The sequence below is a fragment of the Pinirhizobacter sp. genome (assembly GCF_036499745.1).
Taxonomy (GTDB): Bacteria; Pseudomonadota; Gammaproteobacteria; order Xanthomonadales; family Rhodanobacteraceae; genus Pinirhizobacter.
Genome location: NZ_DASYDG010000026.1, coordinates 47481 through 64358, shown reverse-complemented (window position 1 = coordinate 64358; position 16878 = coordinate 47481). Strand labels below are relative to the sequence as shown.

The 16878-nt window shown below is 64.2% G+C and carries 29 protein-coding genes; 4 read left to right on the top strand and 25 right to left on the bottom strand.

Going from position 1 to position 16878, the window contains the following annotated elements; translation table 11 throughout:
* Nucleotides 1-28 precede the first annotated feature (28 nt).
* The 24 genes from VGM61_RS09030 to VGM61_RS08915 form a co-directional block, all read right to left on the bottom strand.
* The gene (locus VGM61_RS09030) at nucleotides 29-1000 is read right to left on the bottom strand and encodes a hypothetical protein (RefSeq protein WP_331522446.1); all 972 of its coding nucleotides are present in this window, start codon (nucleotides 998-1000) and stop codon (nucleotides 29-31) included.
* 220 nt (nucleotides 1001-1220) lie between these two features.
* Nucleotides 1221-2123 carry a 5'-nucleotidase, lipoprotein e(P4) family gene (locus tag VGM61_RS09025; protein WP_331522445.1) on the bottom strand — a complete coding sequence of 301 codons (903 nt, stop codon included), beginning with the start codon at nucleotides 2121-2123 and terminating at the stop codon, nucleotides 1221-1223.
* 159 nt (nucleotides 2124-2282) lie between these two features.
* Nucleotides 2283-2636 carry a Mor transcription activator family protein gene (locus VGM61_RS09020; RefSeq protein ID WP_331522444.1) on the bottom strand — a complete coding sequence of 118 codons (354 nt, stop codon included), beginning with the start codon at nucleotides 2634-2636 and terminating at the stop codon, nucleotides 2283-2285.
* A complete protein-coding gene (locus tag VGM61_RS09015; RefSeq protein ID WP_331522443.1) occupies nucleotides 2636-3103 on the bottom strand; it encodes a regulatory protein GemA in 468 nt (155 codons plus the stop codon). The genes VGM61_RS09020 and VGM61_RS09015 overlap by 1 nt, the downstream gene beginning before the upstream one ends.
* A complete protein-coding gene (locus VGM61_RS09010) occupies nucleotides 3087-3320 on the bottom strand; it encodes an ArsR family transcriptional regulator (protein ID WP_331522544.1) in 234 nt (77 codons plus the stop codon). The genes VGM61_RS09015 and VGM61_RS09010 overlap by 17 nt, the downstream gene beginning before the upstream one ends.
* Before the next feature lie 2 nt (nucleotides 3321-3322).
* A complete protein-coding gene (locus VGM61_RS09005) occupies nucleotides 3323-4006 on the bottom strand; it encodes a DUF7168 domain-containing protein (RefSeq protein ID WP_331522441.1) in 684 nt (227 codons plus the stop codon).
* Entirely contained in the window at nucleotides 4003-4212 is a 210-nt protein-coding gene (locus VGM61_RS09000) for a hypothetical protein (RefSeq protein ID WP_331522440.1), read from the bottom strand. Before VGM61_RS09000 ends, VGM61_RS09005 begins: the two co-directional genes overlap by 4 nt.
* A 137-nt stretch (nucleotides 4213-4349) precedes the next feature.
* The gene (locus VGM61_RS08995) at nucleotides 4350-4565 is read right to left on the bottom strand and encodes a hypothetical protein (protein ID WP_331522439.1); all 216 of its coding nucleotides are present in this window, start codon (nucleotides 4563-4565) and stop codon (nucleotides 4350-4352) included.
* Nucleotides 4562-4750 (bottom strand): hypothetical protein, encoded by a 189-nt coding sequence (locus VGM61_RS08990; protein WP_331522437.1) that lies wholly within the window; start codon nucleotides 4748-4750, stop codon nucleotides 4562-4564. The genes VGM61_RS08995 and VGM61_RS08990 overlap by 4 nt, the downstream gene beginning before the upstream one ends.
* Before the next feature lie 89 nt (nucleotides 4751-4839).
* Nucleotides 4840-5454 (bottom strand): DUF3164 family protein, encoded by a 615-nt coding sequence (locus VGM61_RS08985; protein WP_331522436.1) that lies wholly within the window; start codon nucleotides 5452-5454, stop codon nucleotides 4840-4842.
* 107 nt (nucleotides 5455-5561) lie between these two features.
* Complete coding sequence (locus VGM61_RS08980) at nucleotides 5562-5858, bottom strand: hypothetical protein (RefSeq protein ID WP_331522435.1); 297 nt, start codon at nucleotides 5856-5858, stop codon at nucleotides 5562-5564.
* A 209-nt stretch (nucleotides 5859-6067) separates the two neighbouring features.
* Nucleotides 6068-6370, bottom strand: coding sequence for a hypothetical protein (locus tag VGM61_RS08975; RefSeq protein WP_331522433.1), 303 nt, complete (start codon nucleotides 6368-6370; stop codon nucleotides 6068-6070).
* On the bottom strand, nucleotides 6367-6714 hold the full coding sequence (locus VGM61_RS08970) for a hypothetical protein (RefSeq protein WP_331522431.1): 348 nt from the start codon (nucleotides 6712-6714) through the stop codon (nucleotides 6367-6369). Before VGM61_RS08970 ends, VGM61_RS08975 begins: the two co-directional genes overlap by 4 nt.
* 25 nt (nucleotides 6715-6739) lie before the next feature.
* On the bottom strand, nucleotides 6740-7033 hold the full coding sequence (locus tag VGM61_RS08965; protein WP_331522430.1) for a hypothetical protein: 294 nt from the start codon (nucleotides 7031-7033) through the stop codon (nucleotides 6740-6742).
* Nucleotides 7030-7248, bottom strand: a complete 219-nt coding sequence (locus VGM61_RS08960; protein ID WP_331522429.1) for a hypothetical protein — start codon at nucleotides 7246-7248, stop codon at nucleotides 7030-7032. The genes VGM61_RS08965 and VGM61_RS08960 overlap by 4 nt, the downstream gene beginning before the upstream one ends.
* Nucleotides 7245-7472, bottom strand: coding sequence for a hypothetical protein (locus tag VGM61_RS08955; protein ID WP_331522428.1), 228 nt, complete (start codon nucleotides 7470-7472; stop codon nucleotides 7245-7247). Before VGM61_RS08955 ends, VGM61_RS08960 begins: the two co-directional genes overlap by 4 nt.
* Nucleotides 7472-7939: a hypothetical protein gene (locus VGM61_RS08950; protein WP_331522426.1), complete on the bottom strand. Its 468-nt coding sequence runs from the start codon at nucleotides 7937-7939 to the stop codon at nucleotides 7472-7474. Before VGM61_RS08950 ends, VGM61_RS08955 begins: the two co-directional genes overlap by 1 nt.
* Complete coding sequence (locus tag VGM61_RS08945) at nucleotides 7939-9201, bottom strand: ExeA family protein (protein ID WP_331522543.1); 1263 nt, start codon at nucleotides 9199-9201, stop codon at nucleotides 7939-7941. The genes VGM61_RS08950 and VGM61_RS08945 overlap by 1 nt, the downstream gene beginning before the upstream one ends.
* Before the next feature lie 2 nt (nucleotides 9202-9203).
* Nucleotides 9204-9494 (bottom strand): hypothetical protein, encoded by a 291-nt coding sequence (locus VGM61_RS08940; protein WP_331522425.1) that lies wholly within the window; start codon nucleotides 9492-9494, stop codon nucleotides 9204-9206.
* A 36-nt stretch (nucleotides 9495-9530) separates the two neighbouring features.
* Complete coding sequence (locus tag VGM61_RS08935) at nucleotides 9531-9983, bottom strand: hypothetical protein (protein WP_331522424.1); 453 nt, start codon at nucleotides 9981-9983, stop codon at nucleotides 9531-9533.
* A gap of 25 nt (nucleotides 9984-10008) precedes the next feature.
* The gene (locus VGM61_RS08930; protein WP_331522423.1) at nucleotides 10009-11772 is read right to left on the bottom strand and encodes a hypothetical protein; all 1764 of its coding nucleotides are present in this window, start codon (nucleotides 11770-11772) and stop codon (nucleotides 10009-10011) included.
* A gap of 3 nt (nucleotides 11773-11775) precedes the next feature.
* Nucleotides 11776-12621, bottom strand: coding sequence for a hypothetical protein (locus tag VGM61_RS08925; RefSeq protein WP_331522422.1), 846 nt, complete (start codon nucleotides 12619-12621; stop codon nucleotides 11776-11778).
* Between the two features lie 17 nt (nucleotides 12622-12638).
* A complete protein-coding gene (locus VGM61_RS08920; protein ID WP_331522421.1) occupies nucleotides 12639-12953 on the bottom strand; it encodes a helix-turn-helix domain-containing protein in 315 nt (104 codons plus the stop codon).
* Between the two features lie 193 nt (nucleotides 12954-13146).
* Nucleotides 13147-13614, bottom strand: a complete 468-nt coding sequence (locus VGM61_RS08915) for a hypothetical protein (RefSeq protein WP_331522420.1) — start codon at nucleotides 13612-13614, stop codon at nucleotides 13147-13149.
* Nucleotides 13615-13728: 114 nt separating this feature from the next.
* Between VGM61_RS08915 and VGM61_RS08910 the strand changes: the two genes are divergently transcribed.
* On the top strand, nucleotides 13729-14118 hold the full coding sequence (locus VGM61_RS08910; protein ID WP_331522419.1) for a hypothetical protein: 390 nt from the start codon (nucleotides 13729-13731) through the stop codon (nucleotides 14116-14118).
* Nucleotides 14119-14156: 38 nt separating this feature from the next.
* Here the strand turns inward: VGM61_RS08910 and VGM61_RS08905 are convergent, their stop codons facing one another.
* Nucleotides 14157-14831, bottom strand: a complete 675-nt coding sequence (locus VGM61_RS08905; RefSeq protein ID WP_331522418.1) for a hypothetical protein — start codon at nucleotides 14829-14831, stop codon at nucleotides 14157-14159.
* Between the two features lie 370 nt (nucleotides 14832-15201).
* Here VGM61_RS08905 and VGM61_RS08900 point away from each other — a divergent pair, with 370 nt between their 5' ends.
* The 3 genes from VGM61_RS08900 to VGM61_RS08890 all read left to right on the top strand — a co-directional run bounded on the left by VGM61_RS08900 (nucleotide 15202) and on the right by VGM61_RS08890 (nucleotide 16783).
* The gene (locus VGM61_RS08900; protein ID WP_331522417.1) at nucleotides 15202-15789 is read left to right on the top strand and encodes a helix-turn-helix transcriptional regulator; all 588 of its coding nucleotides are present in this window, start codon (nucleotides 15202-15204) and stop codon (nucleotides 15787-15789) included.
* A gap of 27 nt (nucleotides 15790-15816) precedes the next feature.
* Complete coding sequence (locus VGM61_RS08895) at nucleotides 15817-16248, top strand: hypothetical protein (protein ID WP_331522416.1); 432 nt, start codon at nucleotides 15817-15819, stop codon at nucleotides 16246-16248.
* Nucleotides 16249-16429: 181 nt separating this feature from the next.
* The gene (locus VGM61_RS08890; RefSeq protein WP_331522415.1) at nucleotides 16430-16783 is read left to right on the top strand and encodes a hypothetical protein; all 354 of its coding nucleotides are present in this window, start codon (nucleotides 16430-16432) and stop codon (nucleotides 16781-16783) included.
* Nucleotides 16784-16878: the final 95 nt, after the last annotated feature.

The following is a 16878-nucleotide window of genomic DNA, read 5'->3' as shown; positions in this document are numbered from 1 at the left end:
ATTTCGGACATCGTGGGATTGTACGGCTTCAACGGCCCCTGGCGTCCGGCATGGGAGCGCGGGAAGCCTGGATCCGGGGTGGCGCGGCCGTGGAGGAAGGCGGGGGCGTGCTGGTCGCAGGCGCAGGAGGCGCCAGGCGGGCGTGCTCGTCGCGGACCCGCTGGAGAAGGTCGCTGTCATACCAGCGGCCGTCCAGGAGGACCAGGGTGGCATCGGTCTGGATCGGCTTGTCGAGCAGCGTGTAAGCGATCTTCACATGGGCCGAGCCGCCGTTGCTCTCGATCGTATCGATGCTCACCGACTCGAAGCTCTTGTCGATCGAAAGCCCGTATACGTCGAGGAGGCGCTTGAAGCCCAGCCACGCCACGGACCATGTGGCCATGGATTGTTCGAAGGTCATCGCATGCAAGGCTTCCGGCGTGGACAGGTTCGCCTTGCGCGCGGTGTCGATCACGATCCCGATGGCCTCTTTCGCTTTGAACTGGTCGCCCCAGCCCACCGTCTGCGTCCACGGCGCCATCACGTTCACCGCTTCCCGCAGCTGACGCTTTTGCGACAGCGTGAGGTCCTTGTCCTGGTCGATGGCGGTGAGCGCCATCGACTGGCCGACACCGGAAACGAGCGGCATCTGGTCCTTGTAGTCGCGATCGAAGCGGACGAGGGTGGGACGCAGCTCGGCGAAGAGTTTCTTCTCCGCATCCGGCTCGGTCAGCCGCTTCACGCCTGCCTCGAACTTTGCCTCGTCGTCGGGGTTGATCGGCGCCTGTGCGGCGTTGCGGCGCGGCCAGTCGGCACGCAGCGTGGCGAAGTCCGCTGGCGGCAGCGCATGTTTCCAGAACAGGTCGAACTTGCCGTCGCGCAGCAGGGCCAGCGATTCGCGGGTAGCGTCTTCCGGCGATCCGCCGCCCGGCGTGCCCGGTGCTTCCTTCTGCCGGTTGCAGGCGGCAAGCAGCGCGATGACCAGCAGGAGTACCCAGGTGGCGGAGGAAGAGCGGCGCATGGGGAAGGGTCGGCGGCGCGGTCGGCGGGGAGGTGGAGGATACACGCCCAAGAAAAAACCCCGGAGACGCGAGGCCTCACGGGGTTATCCAGCCCGAAGCCGGAAAGGGAAATGGCCTTGCCTGCATTGCTTTGGGCGCTACAGGTTTCGGCGAGGAGAATGATAGTTGGATGATATTGCTAAGGCAACATCTCATATACTATCAACTAACTATTTGATCTTACTTGACTTGAAGCGACTCGACCTTCTTCTGGCGCCGTTCCGCACGCGGCAGCGTGTAGTCGTTGTCGAACAAAGTGCTCTCCCACGCGCCGTAGGTGGGATTCGGCAGCACGAACCAGCGCTCGCCGATCCATGCGGTATAGGGCGTCATCGCCTTCTCGCGGCCCTGGGCCGTGTTGCCCGGCACGTTCGCGAAATCGGCGATCTGGTCGCCGAACTGCATCAGCACCCGATAGTCCTTCGCGACGCGCTGGCGCCGGCAGCCCTTCTCGCTGCCCACCTGCTCGCATCCCTCGACGAAGGTGCCGAGGCCGAGGAAGGAATCCTTCCCCGCGACAGGGAAGCCGGCCGAGCGCAGATTGGCGAGGGTGGCCTCGTCGAGGTCCTTCGCACGGTTGGAGATGTAGATCACCGCGATGCCGTGGCCGGCCGCGAACTTCGTGAACTCCACCGCGCCGGGCATCGGGCGGGCGATGGCTTCCTTGCACCAGGCAGCCCAGTCGGCTTCGTTGAATTCCCCGCCGGAACGGATCAGGCGCGCCTGGTACGGCGAGTTGTCCAGTGCGGTTTCGTCGATGTCGAGGACCACGGCAGGCTTCAGGCCTTTCAATGAGGGATGGGCCTCACGGTCGTCTTTCGGCAGCGCGTCCCAGGCGGGGTCTTTCTTCGCCTTGAGAAGTTTCTCCTGGGCGTCCCGGAAGGTCTGCAGGAAGATGAAGTCGTGCTCGCTGGCGTTCTGCGACCAGGCGACGGCATTGAGGTTGTCGTCGGCACCGGGACCGGCGGGTTCGGCGGGTGTCGCAGCCTGCGCTGCCGTGGCGGGTGCGGCCGCGCGTGGCGCATGGGCGCAACCGGCCAGGGACAGGACGGCCACGAGCGCGGACGGAACAAACTTCATCATGGAAACCCCTTGGGGGACGCATCGCCCCGAGGTAATCCCTGTCTTGATATTCCAGGGCTAGACCGTTTGATAAACCGGGAAATAGAGGGACGACAAGGGTAATAACGGGAAGCCAAACTGAAAACGACTTGCAGGGGATGAAAGGCAGCGAGGCTGCTATCAATCGTCCGCGAAGAGCGTCTGCTGACGCTCGGCAAGCTCAGCGGCGGCAACGCGCCGGCAGATGGCATAAACAGTAGTGAGGTGCAGCTGGTAGGTCTTGGCGACCGCGTCAGGGCTGCGGCCAGAAGCGACCTCGGTGGCAATCTTACGGTCACGCTCCGTGATCCGCATCGCCAGCCACACGGGCATATAGAACTGCTGGCCAGCGTAGGCCTCACACACGCGGCGGACGACCTGCAGGCCAAGCTCCTGGGAGCGCTCCTTGCCCACACCAGAGTCAGCCAGCACTTCGGCGGCAATCTCCGCCCAGTCGCGGATCAGCTCGGGGATGCGGGAGGCCGGCTTGCCCATTACCGGTCCACGTCCGCACGGTCGCACCACTGCTTGAGGTGCTCGATGACCTTGCCAGCCACCCAGGCCGGCAGCAGGTTGGGATGGTCCCACCCGGACTTGCCGGGATGGTATGGAGCCGACTGGCCGCGGACAAAAGCACGAAGAGCCTGGTCAGAACCATCCTGCACCTCGCCGGCCTCGGCCAGACGAGTCCACAGATGACGGATGAGCGCCGCCTGGGAGCCCCTCTTATATGTAGGGCGCTGGCCAGCGGGTCGACGTGCGTCTTTCCAGCCGCAAGCGGCCAGGTGTTTGAGCACGGCCTCTCGGCCAGCCAGGTCGAGGTCCTTGGCGGACCGGACGCGGGCGATCGACCACAGCATGTCGCGGTACGTCGAGTCGTCCATGCCGACCTGCTGGGCCGCGATGTGAATCATGGCCAGCTGACCGTTGCGGACAGGCTTGGCCTTAATGGCTGGCGTCATTACGCATCCCTTCATCCACGATCGACCAAAGAAACCGCACCAATCGGCCGGGAGCCGGGAACCGTTTCCGGCTCACCTTGCCGGCCAGATGCAGGTTTTTCAGGTGGGCGCATGTCAGATGGACGTTCCAGCCCAGTTCTGCCGCCACCTCGCCCGTCGTGGCCGGGCCTTCAGCGAGCACCCGCAGCACCCGCGAAGCCTTGCTGTCGGGCGCCATCGTCACGGGAGCTGCTCCAGGCCGAGCGTCGAAGCGCCCTTGACACCCCGGTGCAGCTTGGCCTTGGTGCCGGCGATGAACCCGGCCTCACGGTCTCTGTCTCCGGCCTTGCCCTTCATGGACAGGTCACGGCCAGGGCCCACCGATGTGTTCGGGTGACGCTGTTTGAACATATCGTCGATGGCGAGGCGCTTGGGTTCAGGCACCTGGGCCTCGGGGAAGAGGCGCTCGACCGCGGCGACCCAGGCGAGCGCAAACTGTTCGCCACGGGCTTCGCGGTTGCCGCGCTTCCGGACGCGGGCCGTGTGCTTCGTGCGATCGGCGTCGAGCTGGCGGCGGAGCACCGTATAGGCGAATGCCGAGATCTCAGACGCCCCATCGGTGCCGTAGAACCGAAAGATCGTTCGAAGCGATCGGCCAGCCCGCTCGAAGTCGATGATCATCCGGCACCCGAAGCCTCGGGCAGCCAGGTACGCCAGCTGGCATAACGAGTTCGGTGGCGTGGTGCCGCGACAGCGTGTGCCGACCGCGGCGTCGTCGACGTCCATTGCCTCGGCGTGCGTGACGCCGTGCGCGCGCATCATGGCCTGCGCTTGGCGCAGCGCGGCGGCGGCTTCGTTCGGGTTCGACGAGGCCGCCAGACGCAGGCAGGCCTTGATCTTCCGGAGAATGTTGTCGCGGCTCATCGGCTGGACTCCTTGAACTGGGCGATGCGCGAACGTTCGCGCATCCACTTGCCGACCGATGGGCCCTTGCCGAACGGGAGCCCGAAATAGATCGACCAGCACAAGGCCATCGCGAACCCGAACGCCCCGGTCAGCTGGAAACAAAGGACCAGGTAGGCGACATTGAGGACTATTGGCAGCACGACGTGCCGAAGGATCTGCCGCATCAGTCGACCTCCCGTTGAGTGCTGTTGCTCCGACGGGTAACACGCACTGCAAAGGTCGTCCGCAACCCACCAGCAGCCGCCCTCGCAGGCCGAGGTCTCCGTGCAACCGCATTTACGGCATGTACGCACTTCACCGATCATGGCGTCCGCTCCTTTGAAAAAGCTTCGACCAGCGAGTTCTGGAGCCATTCGCGGCGGCCGCCGTCATGAACGAAACACCACTTAGCGCTGGCACCGAGCGCAGCAGAAAGGCCAGAAACGGCCTTGCGAACTTCGGGCGCACGCGATGCGTCGAAGGTGATCAGGTTCTTCCACGAGCCCGAGACGTTGATCTGGAGGGTGACCTCGCTCATGCCGTAGCCCTCATGCTGTTGACCACAACGCCCGCGACTGAACGCTGACCGAGCCATGCCATATAGCGAGCGAGTGCATCGCCGGCCAGCTGCTGGTCAGGCGCTTCGGGCACACCGGGAACCAGGAGGGTTTCGTTGTCATAGCCCAACCGGGCGGAAGCGGCGATGTACTTCTTGAGCGACATCGCCGGTCCATGTGCGATCTCGATCGCTCCCTTGGGAACGGAGCGACCGAACTTAATTTCGCCAGACGCGTAGCAAAAGGCATACATGGTCACACCCCCGCGATGTCGAGGCTGAGCGCCTGATACTCGCCGCTGGCATCACGACGGTGGAAACGGACGTAGCTCCTGCTGCCGACGACCTGGACCGCGTCGGCGATCGCTTTCATGGCACGCAGCCAGCGCTCGTCGGTAATGTCCAGGCGACGCAGCGCAAGGATCGAGCCGGTCCGCAACTTACCAGCGGCGTCGACGCGGAACGCATCCTGCACGAGCGTGGAGACCTCCGGGCGGGCACCGATCGTCCACTCATGGAGGCATTCGTCGATCAGTTCCTTCGCCGCCTGCAGGCGCTCGTCGAACTGGATGTATTCAGCCACGGCGCGCTGCACGCGGATCTCGCCGTCGAAGCTCAACAAGGTGATGTTGCCCTTCTTGCCGCCCAGGCTGACCTGGTATTCCTCGGCACTCATCTGGGCGAACGTGTCGATCGCGCTGAACGCTTCCAGCTTGAAGGCGGCGATCGCGTCGTGGAGCTTCTCCGCTTTGGCGTACAGCTCGCGCACGAGCTCGTCGCGCAGTCGATCGATCGGCTTGATGTTTGCCTCCGGGACGAGGCGGCCTTGGCCGTCGCGACGGTGGCCAGCAGGGATGGTGTCGTCATTCATGGTCGGTTTCCTGGTCGTCGAGCTCTGCCTCAAAGGCGGAGCGGTGAATGTCATAGGTGGTTTGGCGGAAGCTTTCGCCCACGCATGGGGGAAGTCCGTCGTCATCCTCAATGCGGGGTGACATCGGGCACCTCAACGCCGTCTTCGGCAGAGTCTGCGAAGCACTCGATGGCTTGCTTTAGGGCATCGTGTGCGGTCCATAGGAACGTATTGAGCTGCCCTTCGACAAAGCCGAAGTCGGGCCCGAAGAACGCTTCCCCAGGAGTCGCCGGCGGTGCCGGGTCGGCGACTTCCTTGACGGTCAGGAAAGCGCTCGTGAGCGCATCGACCGCTGCCTGCTGGCGGGCAGAAAGCGATTTCTGATCGCCTTCCGAGGGTATTGCTTGCTTAGCTGCCTTTGGCATGGGTCAGTCCTCGTATCTCAGGCCGCAGAATGGGCAATGAGTGGCGACTGCGACTGGCTGCAGCCGATTCGTAGGATCGATGTACGTGGTGCGCACCAGGACACGCGAGGCACCGGCTGCCTGGTGATCGCCGCGACGCGGCGTGAGGGTCATGAGCCTCGCCCCGCTGACGCGCAGCTGGCGGTTGACGTTCCGAATGCACGTGCAGCTCATGCCGGGCACTCCGCGTCTTCCCGGCGGGTGATCGATTCGGGCTCTGCCGGCGGATCGAGCTTCCTCAGCTGCCAATCCAGCGGGCACGCCGCTAGGCCATTGGCGAACACCACGACGTAATCACCGTCGGCATCGACGAAGCATGGGTTCCCCTTCACCGGGTGCGGCAGGATCTGTCCCCTGGCGTACGGCCCGATCATGCGGACGATGCATTCCCGGTCGATGAAGCGATTGCTGTCGGAGCAACGCGCGACCGCGAACACGGCGATATCGCCGATGCTGAAGCGCAGGCCCTTCATGACGGCATCCTCAGCTGGCCCATCAGGTCGGGGATGGACACCCGCTTCATGGCGGCGATCTGTTCCAGGCCGGACATCGAGCGCGAGCGCAGGAAGGCGCAGGTCTCTTCCAGTTCCTCAGCGCTGTCTGCAAGGAAGTAGCCGTCGCGCGGGTGGGCGCACACGTGATGCCCGGCTTTTCGCAGCTCCACGACCAGCTCGCGCAAGTGGCGCTCGGCACCACCGTTCGGCTGGCCACCGAGCACCTCGCGACAGAGCGCCGTGGCGGTGATGCCATGCCGGCGGCCGATATGGCGCCGAAGCGCGGCAAGCAAGGTGTCGCGGGTCAGTTCTTCGTTCGGCATGACACGCCTCCTGGTTAGGGTTGCTTCACTTACGGGCCGACTTCGGGACGTCATGGCGCCGGCCGTGACGACGACCACGCCAGAACTTCTGGATCAGGATTTCGCCGCGCATGTAGAGGGCGGCGATCGCACGGCGATCGCACCGATGCTGGACTGGCTCGCTATCCCGGCTGTGTGACACCTGGGTGCGGTCGACACGCGCGAGGATCTGCTCGGGATGCACCAGGAATTGATCCAGGGTGATGCCGTGGCTACGGATCTGCCGCGCGACATAGATGTCGCTCCAATGATCCAGGTACGCATCCGGATAGCGATTCATCGTGACGATCCCTTCTTCGTGGGTGGGTATTTGCCTTGCGATGCGTACCAGGCGTGTCGCCAGCGGTAGCCGGTTGCGATGCTGACGCCGAACCGCGCCTGGATCGCCTGCGCCGTGATCTCGGTGGGATGCGAGCGTGCCCAGTCGATGAAGCGGATGGCCGCCTCCATACCGGTGGCCAACTCGCCGCGGCCGCGAAGCGGCGGCGCCCTCATGCCGGCACCTGCTCGGGCCCGATAAGTGCCTTGGCCAGGCCCCGCGCTTTGTCACCGTCGAGGTTGCGCAAGAGGTCATCGACGCGCTGGCCGACGCTCCAGTTCGTGATGCCGGCGCTATTGCTGTACGCCAGCAGCTTTTCGGTCACGAACAGGGAAGCAATCTCCAGCTCGGCCAACAGGCACCGGATGTGCAAGCGCTGGTGGGGTGTTGAGCCGGCCATTACGCATCCCTCGTGATGTAGTTCGCGAGGACATTTCGCGTGTTGTCCCGTGCGTCGACCAGCGAGCGATAGATCGCGAGATCGCCTCCCACCGACGTGACGTAGGCTTCGATTGCATCGCTGGCGGCCATGTGGCTGACCACAAGCGACGCGCGTACGTTGTCGTCGGGCGTTGCCGCCGCCGTGGTGCGGCGTGCGCGGGGCTTCGTTGGCATAGCCCGAGCGGCATCAGTGGCCTCGGGCGAGGCGGCGAGATCCAAGCCGTCGCCGCCGCCCTGCCGGAGACTGAACACCGTCTGGCTATCCTCGACAGAACGCATGAACTCACCAGCGCGGCAGCGCTGGTGGCACATGGTGTTGACGTTGTTCCTGTCCGCGTCGTCGGGCAGAGCCTCGATAAGCTGATCCAGCGTCATACCGCCCGTGGTACGGAGCAGCTGGCGAACGCGTTCCGTATAGGTGCTCATCACACCCTCCCGACGAGCTCGCCGCTGATCTTGTCCAGGCCCAGCTCGACTGCCTGGTTCATGCACTTGATGATCAGGTTGTGGACCACCAGCGGGTAAAGCTGGGATTCGGTGTCGCTCGTGCCGGGGCGGCGACGGGTCAACCGGGCGCGGATCGCGTCATAGGCGTCCTTCTCGAACACGTCCTCAAGCTTCACGTCGAGCCGGTTGAACTTCAGCGTGAGATATTCCTCCAGGTTGCCGTTGAGCGGCTTCAGGATCGCCACCTCGCACCGACGGATCACCTCGCGGGCATCCGGGTTGCGGCGCTCATCGAGACGCTCGCCGAGCTCGGGCTGCCCCACCAGGACGATCGACAGCAGGCGCTTGTAGCCATCCTCCATTTCCCAGAAGCGCTTGAGGTATTTCAGGGTGCGGATGTTGAGATCGTGGGCCTCTTCGATCATGAGCAAGTGCGACATCCCGTTGCGCGCACTCGCGGTGAGGATGCGCTGGATCTGGCGGGCCTTCGCTTCGAGCGACTGCTTGGCTTGCTCGGTGCTCAGGTCGGCAATGATCGCGTCGCAGATATGCACTGCCGTCAGCTCGCGCTTATCGATGGTCTGCGGCTGGATGACGATGATCGAGTCGTTGTCGCGACGGATGCGATCGATCAGGTCACGACGGAGCGTGGACTTGCCGCTGCCGCTCTCTCCGACGACAGCAACGAAGCCCCCGTGTTTCGCGGCGTAGAACATGCTTTCGCGCACGTAGCGCTGGCCCGCACTCAGGTAGACGTCCTGCGGGCCCTTCACGTCATCCTGGAAGGGATGACGCGGGAGCTTGAAGTGGTCGCGTGCAGTCTGGCTCAGCATTTCTGCCTCCGGTAGTTCAATGGGGTCGATGACTTCGGCCTTCACGGCCGGCGCGCGGATGCGCTTTGGTGCGGGATCTGCAGGGATATGCCGCGGCGGCGGTACCGGCGCGTCATTGGAACCTTCGAAGTTCCAGGCCGTGGCGATATCGGCCTCGGAGACGCCATGCGACCGCAGGAAGGTGGCCGTCTGCTCGCGCAGCGTTTCGGGTAGCACGGAATTGGGCCAACGCTGGTAGAGCAACAGCGAGGACACCGTGCTGTTGGCGAGCGAGCGGCCCTTGCGACGACCGCCCTCGTAGGTGAGCGCACGGCAAAGCTCGCTTTGACGGATGTCGTGCTTCAGCAGGATGTTGCGCAATTCCAGCGGCGCGCACTTGTTCTCAACGGGGCGACCAGTGCGGGTCATCGTCACTGCTCCAGGGCGAAGACCGGGCCGCGGGCTTCGCGCACCGGGCGGACCAGCGCGCTGCGCTTCAGCTTGACGAGCTGGCCAGGGATGTAGCCCTGGGACTCGGGGTTGACCGCGACGACCACCGCCCAGGTGTACTCATCGCCGGACGTCGGCGCGCCGGCATAGCTGAGCGGCACGAGGACTTCGCTGGGCGACACCTGCTGGACGAAGTGCTGACCAGGGCGAACGTTCGAAGCGGCGATGAATGCCGGATTGATGGTGCGGGATGCGGTAGCGGTTGCGTGCATGACTGATCTCCAGATCAGGTGGGATGGGACGAAGGGTTAGAGGCGCGAGGCGAGTTCGGCGCGGGTGAGGTTTGCGCTACCCGCCCCGGCACTGCGGAGCACCTCATCGGGTGCCCACGGGTCCGTATGGATGGGCATCACGCGAACCGCGGACATGGCGCTGTTCGACGGCGTCGCAGCGAACTGCGCGGGGGCCGTCTGCGTGAGGAAATGGATGGGCGCCACGCTCGGCAACTCCATCGTGAAACCGGCCGGAAAGAACTCGGGCTCGCCCGGGCTGACACGGCAGGCGATCACCACCACCTCGATGGTGCCGCTGGCGTTGAGCAGCTGGCGGTTCGAGCGTGCATGCTCGATGCCCATGCCGTTGTCACAGCTGCGCACGGCGCAAACGCATTCGACCAGGTCGGGACCGACCGGCGTGAACAGCGAGCCCGGTGTTGCTTCGAGCAGGAGCGGGTGATCGACAACGCGGAAGGTGGCTTTCATGGCGGGTCTCTCGTTGGTGAGGGCATCAGCCCACGACGGACAGGCGCGGACGCGGAAGCGGAAGCACAGATGCGGCGATGCGCTGCACCAGGGCATCCAGCTCGATTTCGGGGACGCCGTCCGGGTACCACTCCCTGACGGCGACGGCTTCATCCTTGGTAATGACGCGATCCAGACGCGCCTTCAGCGCATAGAGCGCGTCGACGTGGCTGAGCGGCTTGAGCTCCACGTGCACGGGATTGGGCACATCGAGGTCGGTGCCGCGACGCTGGATGTGGCTAGGCGCGTTCTTCGCTGCCTCACGGATATCCTTGAACGGGTCAAGGGCGCCATTGAAGGCAATGCGGCCCTTCGTGCGTGCGGCAGCTGCATCGAGCGTCTCGCGCTCGCCGTAGACCAGTTCGTTGAGATCCTTGCGCGCGGTGTCCACGGGTGTATCGGGCTTCGCCGCATAGCTTTCGCCAAACGTCGGAGCGGTCACGAAGAACCCCGCCTGGTCACGGGCGATGGGTTCGCACTCGACGTACCGGGTGGAACCGTCCTCGTTCTCGCCCAGGACGAAGATGCATGGTGCGCGGTACGGATTGACCGCGACCATGACGCTGTCGCCCACACGCAGGTTAGGCACATGCTCCACCGAGTAAACGGCCGGCTCGTACCCCTTCGCCGCGAACTGGACGGTGAGGTTGCCTTTGACGCGGCGGGCTTCTGGTCGGCTGTGCAACAGCGTGCGGCACAGATCCTCTGCTGGGCACAGGCGAAGCTGCTCCTGGCGGATCGTCTGCCACATCCCGTCACGCGTGTGCTTGTGCCGGCTGTGGATGGCCGTGCCGTTGAAGGCGCGCAGCCAGATGTCCATTTCACCGTTCAACTGCTCGACGCTGTCGATGCGCGTGAAGGTGAGCCGACCTTCGAACTTGCGCTCGATGACGTTGTGCACGCCCTCGACCTGACCCTTGGCGCGCGGGTTGCCTGGCTTGTGCGCCCAGTGGCGGATCATGAGAGCCGTGAGCAACGCACCGATGGCGTGGCTTTGGTTAGCGCTGCCGGCATCCCACACGAGCATCCAGGGCACACCGCGCATGACGTGGGCCTCGCTGCCCTGCATGGCCCACATCAGGAACTCGAAAAGCGTCCGCTGGTCTTCGCCGCTGACGTTGTAGTAGCGGCACAGCACGTCGCCCGTGTAGTGGTCGGTGATCGCGTAGCGCAGCAGGCGCTGGTTGCTGACCTTCGCCAGGTCGCGGGGTTTGCGCACGTTGAACTTGCGCTCGTCCATCACACCCATGCGGCCATTGCGCAGGTAGTACAGAACGCACACCGAGGCGTCGAGCTGCCACACGTGGTTCGGATGCAGGCTGCGCATATCCACGTGTGGGTCGGGACGGGCCAGCTGACGCGGGTGGCAGTCGTGCTGACGCATGAGGCGCAGCATGGTCTCGGACGACACGCGCTCATTGAGCATGCCGTTGGCCAGCGCCATATCGATCGCGTCGGTGACCGAGAGCAGTTCCTTGCCGTTCTGGCGTTGCGCTGCCCGGAGAATACCGGCGACCGCCTTGATCTCGGGCTCACCGACGCGGCTGTCACCCTTGTCGGTGCGCACCTTCCGGCCGCTAGTCCAGCCGGCGAGTTCGCGCAGCCGGGCATACACCGTCGGGCGGGAGACACCGCCAAGCCAGTGCATTGCCTGGGTGACCAGCTCGCCCGCTTCACCCCGGCGCGCGCGGTCGAGCCGCGCGGCCAGGGCGCGGACGTAGTCGATCTCGGCGAGTTCTCCCGGCTGCATGGATTATTCGCCCGCCAATTCGGCGAGCTCGCTCAGCTGGGTGGAGGCCCAGTGCCCGTTCGATTCGAGGCGCTCGGCAACGTCGGCGTCGACCTGCAGGCCGGCGTCGGCGTACAGCTGATTGACGTCGTCAGCAATCTTGCGCAGGCGGGCAAGCTGCGAGGTCGCTTCGACCACGGCCTCGTCGGCGTCGCGCAGCAGGTCCTCCGCCTGGCGGCGCAGCTGCTGCTCACTGTCGTTCTTGCGGCGATCGCGGGTGAGCTTGTTGATTCGCTCGTCCTTGGCGCGGATGATCTCTTCGTCCGTGGCCTTCTCGTCCTCGCGCTCCTGGCGCTCCGCGCGCAAGGCCGCTTTCAGTTCACGCACCGTCATCTGGTCGAGTTCGTCGACGGTGTAGCCGGCGAGCGTGCCACCGCTCTCCAGCTCGACGAGTGTGTCGTCGTCTTCGGAGAGCAGCTCCAGCGCCTTGGAGATGCCGAGATTCTGAAGGCGCGGCAGGTCGTGCAGCTTCGCCGCTGTCTGCATCGCGCGCTGAGCGAAGCGTGCACCCATGCCAATCTGGTCCAACGCCTTCAGCCAAGTACCCGGCGCTTCGCGTTCGCGGATCTGGATCAGCATCAGACCGATCTCGATCAGGCGCTGGGCGCTCTCGGCCGCGTTCTGCTTGATGCGGTCGATGTAGGCATCGAGGTTGTAGCGAATGGGAAGGCTGAACTGCTGGTCGATCGCGGTCAGCCGCGAGGCGTCCGCGGCAAGGGCTTTGCCTGCCTCAACCAGCGCGTCGTGGTTGACGCTGTTGTCCGGTGCCGTGATGACCTCGGGCGTCCGTGCTTTGGGGGGACGTGCCATGTGGTGCTTCTCCAGGGTTAACGGTGGGCTTCGCCCATGCCGAAGCGACGGCGGACTTCGTCCACACGCGAGGTCGCGTCGTTCAGGGCGTTTAGGATCTTGATGGCCTGCTGGCCGAGGCGTGGCGTGACGCGCCACTTGCCACTTTCCAGTGGCTCCGCCAGGCCGGCCTCACGCAGGTTGGCCAGGTCCCGCGTAACGTTGCTCGCGCTGGTGCGCAGCGCCTTGGAGATCTCGCCGGGCGCCAGGCCCATGATCTCGTGCCCGCAGAGCAGCAACAGCGTGTTGAGCACGCGCTGCTGGGCGGCATTGATGTAATTGCTGGTGCTCATGCCGACCACCGCGTCGCATCCAGCGTGGACCGACCGAAAAAGCCCGACCACCTCTGTTTGCTCAGGTTGATCGTCCGGCTCAGCGCCTTGAATCGATGAGGGCCGATTCGATAGCGGCGTGTGCGTCCATTACGCATTACGCGGACGATCGCACCGCCAGGTACGCGGTAAGCCTTGATGATTGCTTCGGGGGTCATGACAGATCGAGCTCCGGTTGAACGTGGCGCTGCACCTGGGCGCGCTCGTGGGCGAGCAGCGTCATCGCGGCGGTGAGGTGGTCGGTGGTGTCGGCGGCATCTGCCTTGCCCTGGGAAAACGCCAGGAGTGCCCCGATCGCGGCAGTGCAGGCTTCCTGCAGCGCGTGGATGTCGCTGTCACCCGGCATGCGGCCGGTGGGGATATCGATCAGCAGCTTTCGCGCGCTGGTCGCGAGGTATTGGGTGATGAACGCGCGGCCGCAGGCATGCTCGAAGCCCGCGATCTTCTTGCCCGGCACCGAACCACCCTGCATCCACTTGTAGACCGTCCACTTGTTCTCGCCGACCAGATCGGCGATGCGCTCGACGGACAGGCGATGCTTCTCCTGGGCAAATAGCACGCAGCCCTCTACCGCTTCCTGCAGGCTCGTGGGCGCCCAGGTCTTCCAATGGCGGCGGCTCATTGGCCACCCCGCAACGGCGCCGCGCGGGTGCTATTCCAAACGCGACCGATCTTTGCCCTTGCGAAAGCGGCTTTCAGAGGGTGAAATGTCGAAAGACCCCGAGAGCACCCCACGATGGAATCCCAGATCGCCGAGTTGACTAGTCGAATCGAGACCCTGCAGGCGCAGGTGAACGCCCTGAACGACTGGGATGGTGGCCTTTGGCGTGCCCTGTTGGATGTTGTGCTGGTGCTCCGCGAACGAGATCCGGCATCTGCCGAAGCACTCCTACACAAGTGGGCTGCGCTTGACGATGAGTACAGCCGCGGACGCGACGGGGAGACGATGGCGCCCGGCGTCACGGTCGGCTTCCTGGAGCCGCGGGTGACGATGGCACGTGTCGTTGCGCAGCTTTCAGCAGCGACTCAACACATACGCTCAGACGCTGTAGATAGGCCTCAGCGCGCTCGCCCGGACGGCGCGGCGAATGCTCGCGAGCCAGCTGAAAGGCATCCGGAACCGTGAGAAGCGATTTGCTAGCGGAGAGAGACATGACGTACCCCTCACGCCAGGTGCAAGACGGGCCGTTCATCGAGTACCGGGCCGCTGGCCAGCGGCACCAGGGAGAGGCTCGAATCGGTCTGCGGGCGTCCCCCGCTGAGGATCTCGGCGGCGAGCGAGCGCAAGGTCTTGGCGTGCAGCTCCTCCGGCACGCCAAGGAATCCCTTGGTCAGGAAGGTGTTGAGCGGCGTGCCACGCTCAGCGGCCGATGCCACCAGCTTGCAGGCCGCCTCATCGCGGCGAGCGACATAGGCGTCGATGGACTCGCCGCTCATGCGGGTAACCAACACATTGCCCAGCTGAAGCGCATGGGCGTATCCGAACGATTCGCGTGCAGACATGGCGTTCCCCTGTGGTTCGCGGACGCTGGTGTCGACGAACGTTTCGCCGTGAGGCTGGCTATATGCAGGATTGCTGGGCGCCGGAGCGCCTATGAGGATGAAATTGACGTCAGCGCCGGCTTTTGCGAGCCAATACAGCAAGTTGAGACTCGGACGCTTTTCGCCCTGCTCGTTCGCGAGCAGGATTGTGTCGAAACGTTGGCAACCGAGCGCGACATCAGAAAGAGTGAAACCAAGCAGCTCACGCTGCTGGCGAAGTCGGACACCTATGTCGCGCAACTCCTGCGGACCGAGACGTGCTGCACCAATCAGAAAGAGGGTCAGGTCGGGTTCCATTTAAATTCCTCAGGCGGCGCCGGCTATAGCGCGAATTGCCGCAGCAGTTGCGGCGCGGTTGTGTTTCGGACGCGCCACGTCCGCTCCATGCCACTGTGGCCAGAGGTCCGCCAACGGCAGCTTCGTTATCGAGGCGATTCGCAGTTCGATCCGTCGGCTTCGACTGCGACCGTGTATGACCTGGTAAACAGCCGTCGCAGTCACATGACCGCATTGCGCCGCCACGTCCCGGTGCGTAAGGCCCTGCATTTTCAGAGCTGCGTTAATCAGCGCGGGGTGCATCGAGCTTAGGTTCCTTGGCTAAAGCGCAATGTCTGCGCATCGAAAATCAACTTACGAACACAACTTTAGTTGGAAAGGTATGGCAACTATGGGTGCACGTCAAGTGCCGATTTCATCGGCCCTGGAAGTCGGGGCACGGTTCGAGCAAGAGCGGGAACGCCTGAACCTGTCGCGGGCGGAGCTCGCCTTTGCGGCCGGGTATAGCTCCGAGCAAATCAGGAAGGTTGAGAAGGGCGAACGGATGCCAGGCGGCGAGTTGCTGGCCGCGCTCTTGAACCTCACCGGAAACATTGAGTACGTGCTGAGAGGCTCAAACCCTCAAATGGGCAGCGTCAGAAACCAGGAGGATCGACAGCTGCTAGACATCGATTCCATTGAGGCTGCGCGCTATCTCGAGCTTGTTCGCAGGGAGGCCCGTGAGTGGTCCCGCATGCAGTCCGATCGGCGAAAGAAGGTGCTCACCGACGAGGAAGCCGACTTAATCGAGGCTTTTCGGGACCTTAGTCGCCTCCAGAGGGAGCGCGCGCTGCAGCTGTTGCAAGCGGTTCGCCGTGGCGAATCGGACCTGACAGCACCTTCAGTTTCGCAAGAAGCTGCCGATATCTCTTTGGTTGGAGACGGGAACCGTGTGGCAGGCCGTGACTTTCATGAAGGGAGCGGCGACAAGAAGAAGTAACGGGCATCGGACGCAGAAAGGGACTGCATGAACATCCACAGCAATGGCGACAACAACCGCTTCGCTGGTCGTGACTACCATGAGCACAGGCCCGAGATTCGCGAAGACGAACCGGAGTGGAAGCCGCCGCCGTACAACTCCGGCTTGATCCTCTGCCCGGGCTGCAAGCGGCGGCACATCGCGCGCAACGCCATTGCCTGCACCCGCTGTGGCTATCCCCAACGCGAGGTCATGCAGGAGGAACACCGGCGCTCCCTGCTGCGGATCAACCATGAGCAAGCCAAACGGCAGGCCTATGGGGTCTTCTCGGGCACGGGCGGCCTACTCGTGGGTTTGTTCCATTACGACCTGGTCGGCATATACCTGATCGCCCTCTGGATACTGTCGGGCATCCTTGGATATATCGCCTTGCCCGTGCTCGAAGCCTCGGTGCGCGACTGGCTCAGCGATCGACGGTAGCCCGGTCCTGATCGCCGGCCGTGAGACGGCGGTGGGCGATCATGACCCGATGGACGAGATCAACTCCCCACCATCCCTCATCGACGACGATGTTCGGTGGCTGATGGTCCGCACGGCAGCGTCGCTAGCACGGCTATGGGCGCGCCTTCGTCGGTACTCGATACTGCCAGGGCGCCATCCCATGCATCCCCTCTGCGCACGCGACATCGATGCGACCGAGCCTTGGCTCGACCAGGTGCCGGGCAACGTCGCGCTGAGCGGCTTGATCGACGCCGCGATGCTCGCCGAGAGCCTCCTGATTGATGAAGCCGTGCGGCGAGGCCCGATCGACCGGCGCCGTGTCTGTCTCATCGTCCAGCACGTGGCCTGTGGTGCGAGCGAGTGGACAGCGGCGACGCGTCGCATGGCGGACAAGCTCGACGTGAAACTCGCACCCACCGTGCGCGAGGAAATGAACGGTGCATCACTGCATCGCGAGATCGGCCAGCTCGACGGCACCTATGCGGAATCAACACGTCCTCGCGACGCGTCGTGAGTCCAAGATGGACTGCGATGCCGCGGCCATCATCGGCCTGCATGCGCGATGCGCTTTAGGTACTATGCTGATTCCCCGTCCAGCGCTGGCCGTTA

Coding starts and splice junctions, on each gene's coding strand:
- VGM61_RS08895 (WP_331522416.1), top strand. CDS start 15,817: ATGAACATCCACAGCAATGGCGACAACAACCGCTTCGCTGGTCGTGAC.
- VGM61_RS09015 (WP_331522443.1), bottom strand. CDS start 3,103: ATGACGCCAGCCATTAAGGCCAAGCCTGTCCGCAACGGTCAGCTGGCC.
- VGM61_RS08940 (WP_331522425.1), bottom strand. CDS start 9,494: ATGCACGCAACCGCTACCGCATCCCGCACCATCAATCCGGCATTCATC.
- VGM61_RS08930 (WP_331522423.1), bottom strand. CDS start 11,772: ATGCAGCCGGGAGAACTCGCCGAGATCGACTACGTCCGCGCCCTGGCC.
- VGM61_RS08995 (WP_331522439.1), bottom strand. CDS start 4,565: ATGAGCGAGGTCACCCTCCAGATCAACGTCTCGGGCTCGTGGAAGAAC.
- VGM61_RS08950 (WP_331522426.1), bottom strand. CDS start 7,939: ATGAGCACCTATACGGAACGCGTTCGCCAGCTGCTCCGTACCACGGGC.
- VGM61_RS08900 (WP_331522417.1), top strand. CDS start 15,202: ATGGGTGCACGTCAAGTGCCGATTTCATCGGCCCTGGAAGTCGGGGCA.
- VGM61_RS08935 (WP_331522424.1), bottom strand. CDS start 9,983: ATGAAAGCCACCTTCCGCGTTGTCGATCACCCGCTCCTGCTCGAAGCA.
- VGM61_RS08975 (WP_331522433.1), bottom strand. CDS start 6,370: ATGAAGGGCCTGCGCTTCAGCATCGGCGATATCGCCGTGTTCGCGGTC.
- VGM61_RS08905 (WP_331522418.1), bottom strand. CDS start 14,831: ATGGAACCCGACCTGACCCTCTTTCTGATTGGTGCAGCACGTCTCGGT.
- VGM61_RS08915 (WP_331522420.1), bottom strand. CDS start 13,614: ATGAGCCGCCGCCATTGGAAGACCTGGGCGCCCACGAGCCTGCAGGAA.
- VGM61_RS08985 (WP_331522436.1), bottom strand. CDS start 5,454: ATGAATGACGACACCATCCCTGCTGGCCACCGTCGCGACGGCCAAGGC.
- VGM61_RS09030 (WP_331522446.1), bottom strand. CDS start 1,000: ATGCGCCGCTCTTCCTCCGCCACCTGGGTACTCCTGCTGGTCATCGCG.
- VGM61_RS09000 (WP_331522440.1), bottom strand. CDS start 4,212: ATGCGGCAGATCCTTCGGCACGTCGTGCTGCCAATAGTCCTCAATGTC.
- VGM61_RS08920 (WP_331522421.1), bottom strand. CDS start 12,953: ATGAGCACCAGCAATTACATCAATGCCGCCCAGCAGCGCGTGCTCAAC.
- VGM61_RS08970 (WP_331522431.1), bottom strand. CDS start 6,714: ATGCCGAACGAAGAACTGACCCGCGACACCTTGCTTGCCGCGCTTCGG.
- VGM61_RS09010 (WP_331522544.1), bottom strand. CDS start 3,320: ATGGCGCCCGACAGCAAGGCTTCGCGGGTGCTGCGGGTGCTCGCTGAA.
- VGM61_RS08980 (WP_331522435.1), bottom strand. CDS start 5,858: ATGCCAAAGGCAGCTAAGCAAGCAATACCCTCGGAAGGCGATCAGAAA.
- VGM61_RS08990 (WP_331522437.1), bottom strand. CDS start 4,750: ATGTCGCTCAAGAAGTACATCGCCGCTTCCGCCCGGTTGGGCTATGAC.
- VGM61_RS08890 (WP_331522415.1), top strand. CDS start 16,430: ATGCATCCCCTCTGCGCACGCGACATCGATGCGACCGAGCCTTGGCTC.
- VGM61_RS08910 (WP_331522419.1), top strand. CDS start 13,729: ATGGAATCCCAGATCGCCGAGTTGACTAGTCGAATCGAGACCCTGCAG.
- VGM61_RS08955 (WP_331522428.1), bottom strand. CDS start 7,472: ATGGCCGGCTCAACACCCCACCAGCGCTTGCACATCCGGTGCCTGTTG.
- VGM61_RS08945 (WP_331522543.1), bottom strand. CDS start 9,201: ATGACCCGCACTGGTCGCCCCGTTGAGAACAAGTGCGCGCCGCTGGAA.
- VGM61_RS09020 (WP_331522444.1), bottom strand. CDS start 2,636: ATGGGCAAGCCGGCCTCCCGCATCCCCGAGCTGATCCGCGACTGGGCG.
- VGM61_RS08960 (WP_331522429.1), bottom strand. CDS start 7,248: ATGAGGGCGCCGCCGCTTCGCGGCCGCGGCGAGTTGGCCACCGGTATG.
- VGM61_RS08965 (WP_331522430.1), bottom strand. CDS start 7,033: ATGAATCGCTATCCGGATGCGTACCTGGATCATTGGAGCGACATCTAT.
- VGM61_RS09025 (WP_331522445.1), bottom strand. CDS start 2,123: ATGATGAAGTTTGTTCCGTCCGCGCTCGTGGCCGTCCTGTCCCTGGCC.
- VGM61_RS08925 (WP_331522422.1), bottom strand. CDS start 12,621: ATGGCACGTCCCCCCAAAGCACGGACGCCCGAGGTCATCACGGCACCG.
- VGM61_RS09005 (WP_331522441.1), bottom strand. CDS start 4,006: ATGAGCCGCGACAACATTCTCCGGAAGATCAAGGCCTGCCTGCGTCTG.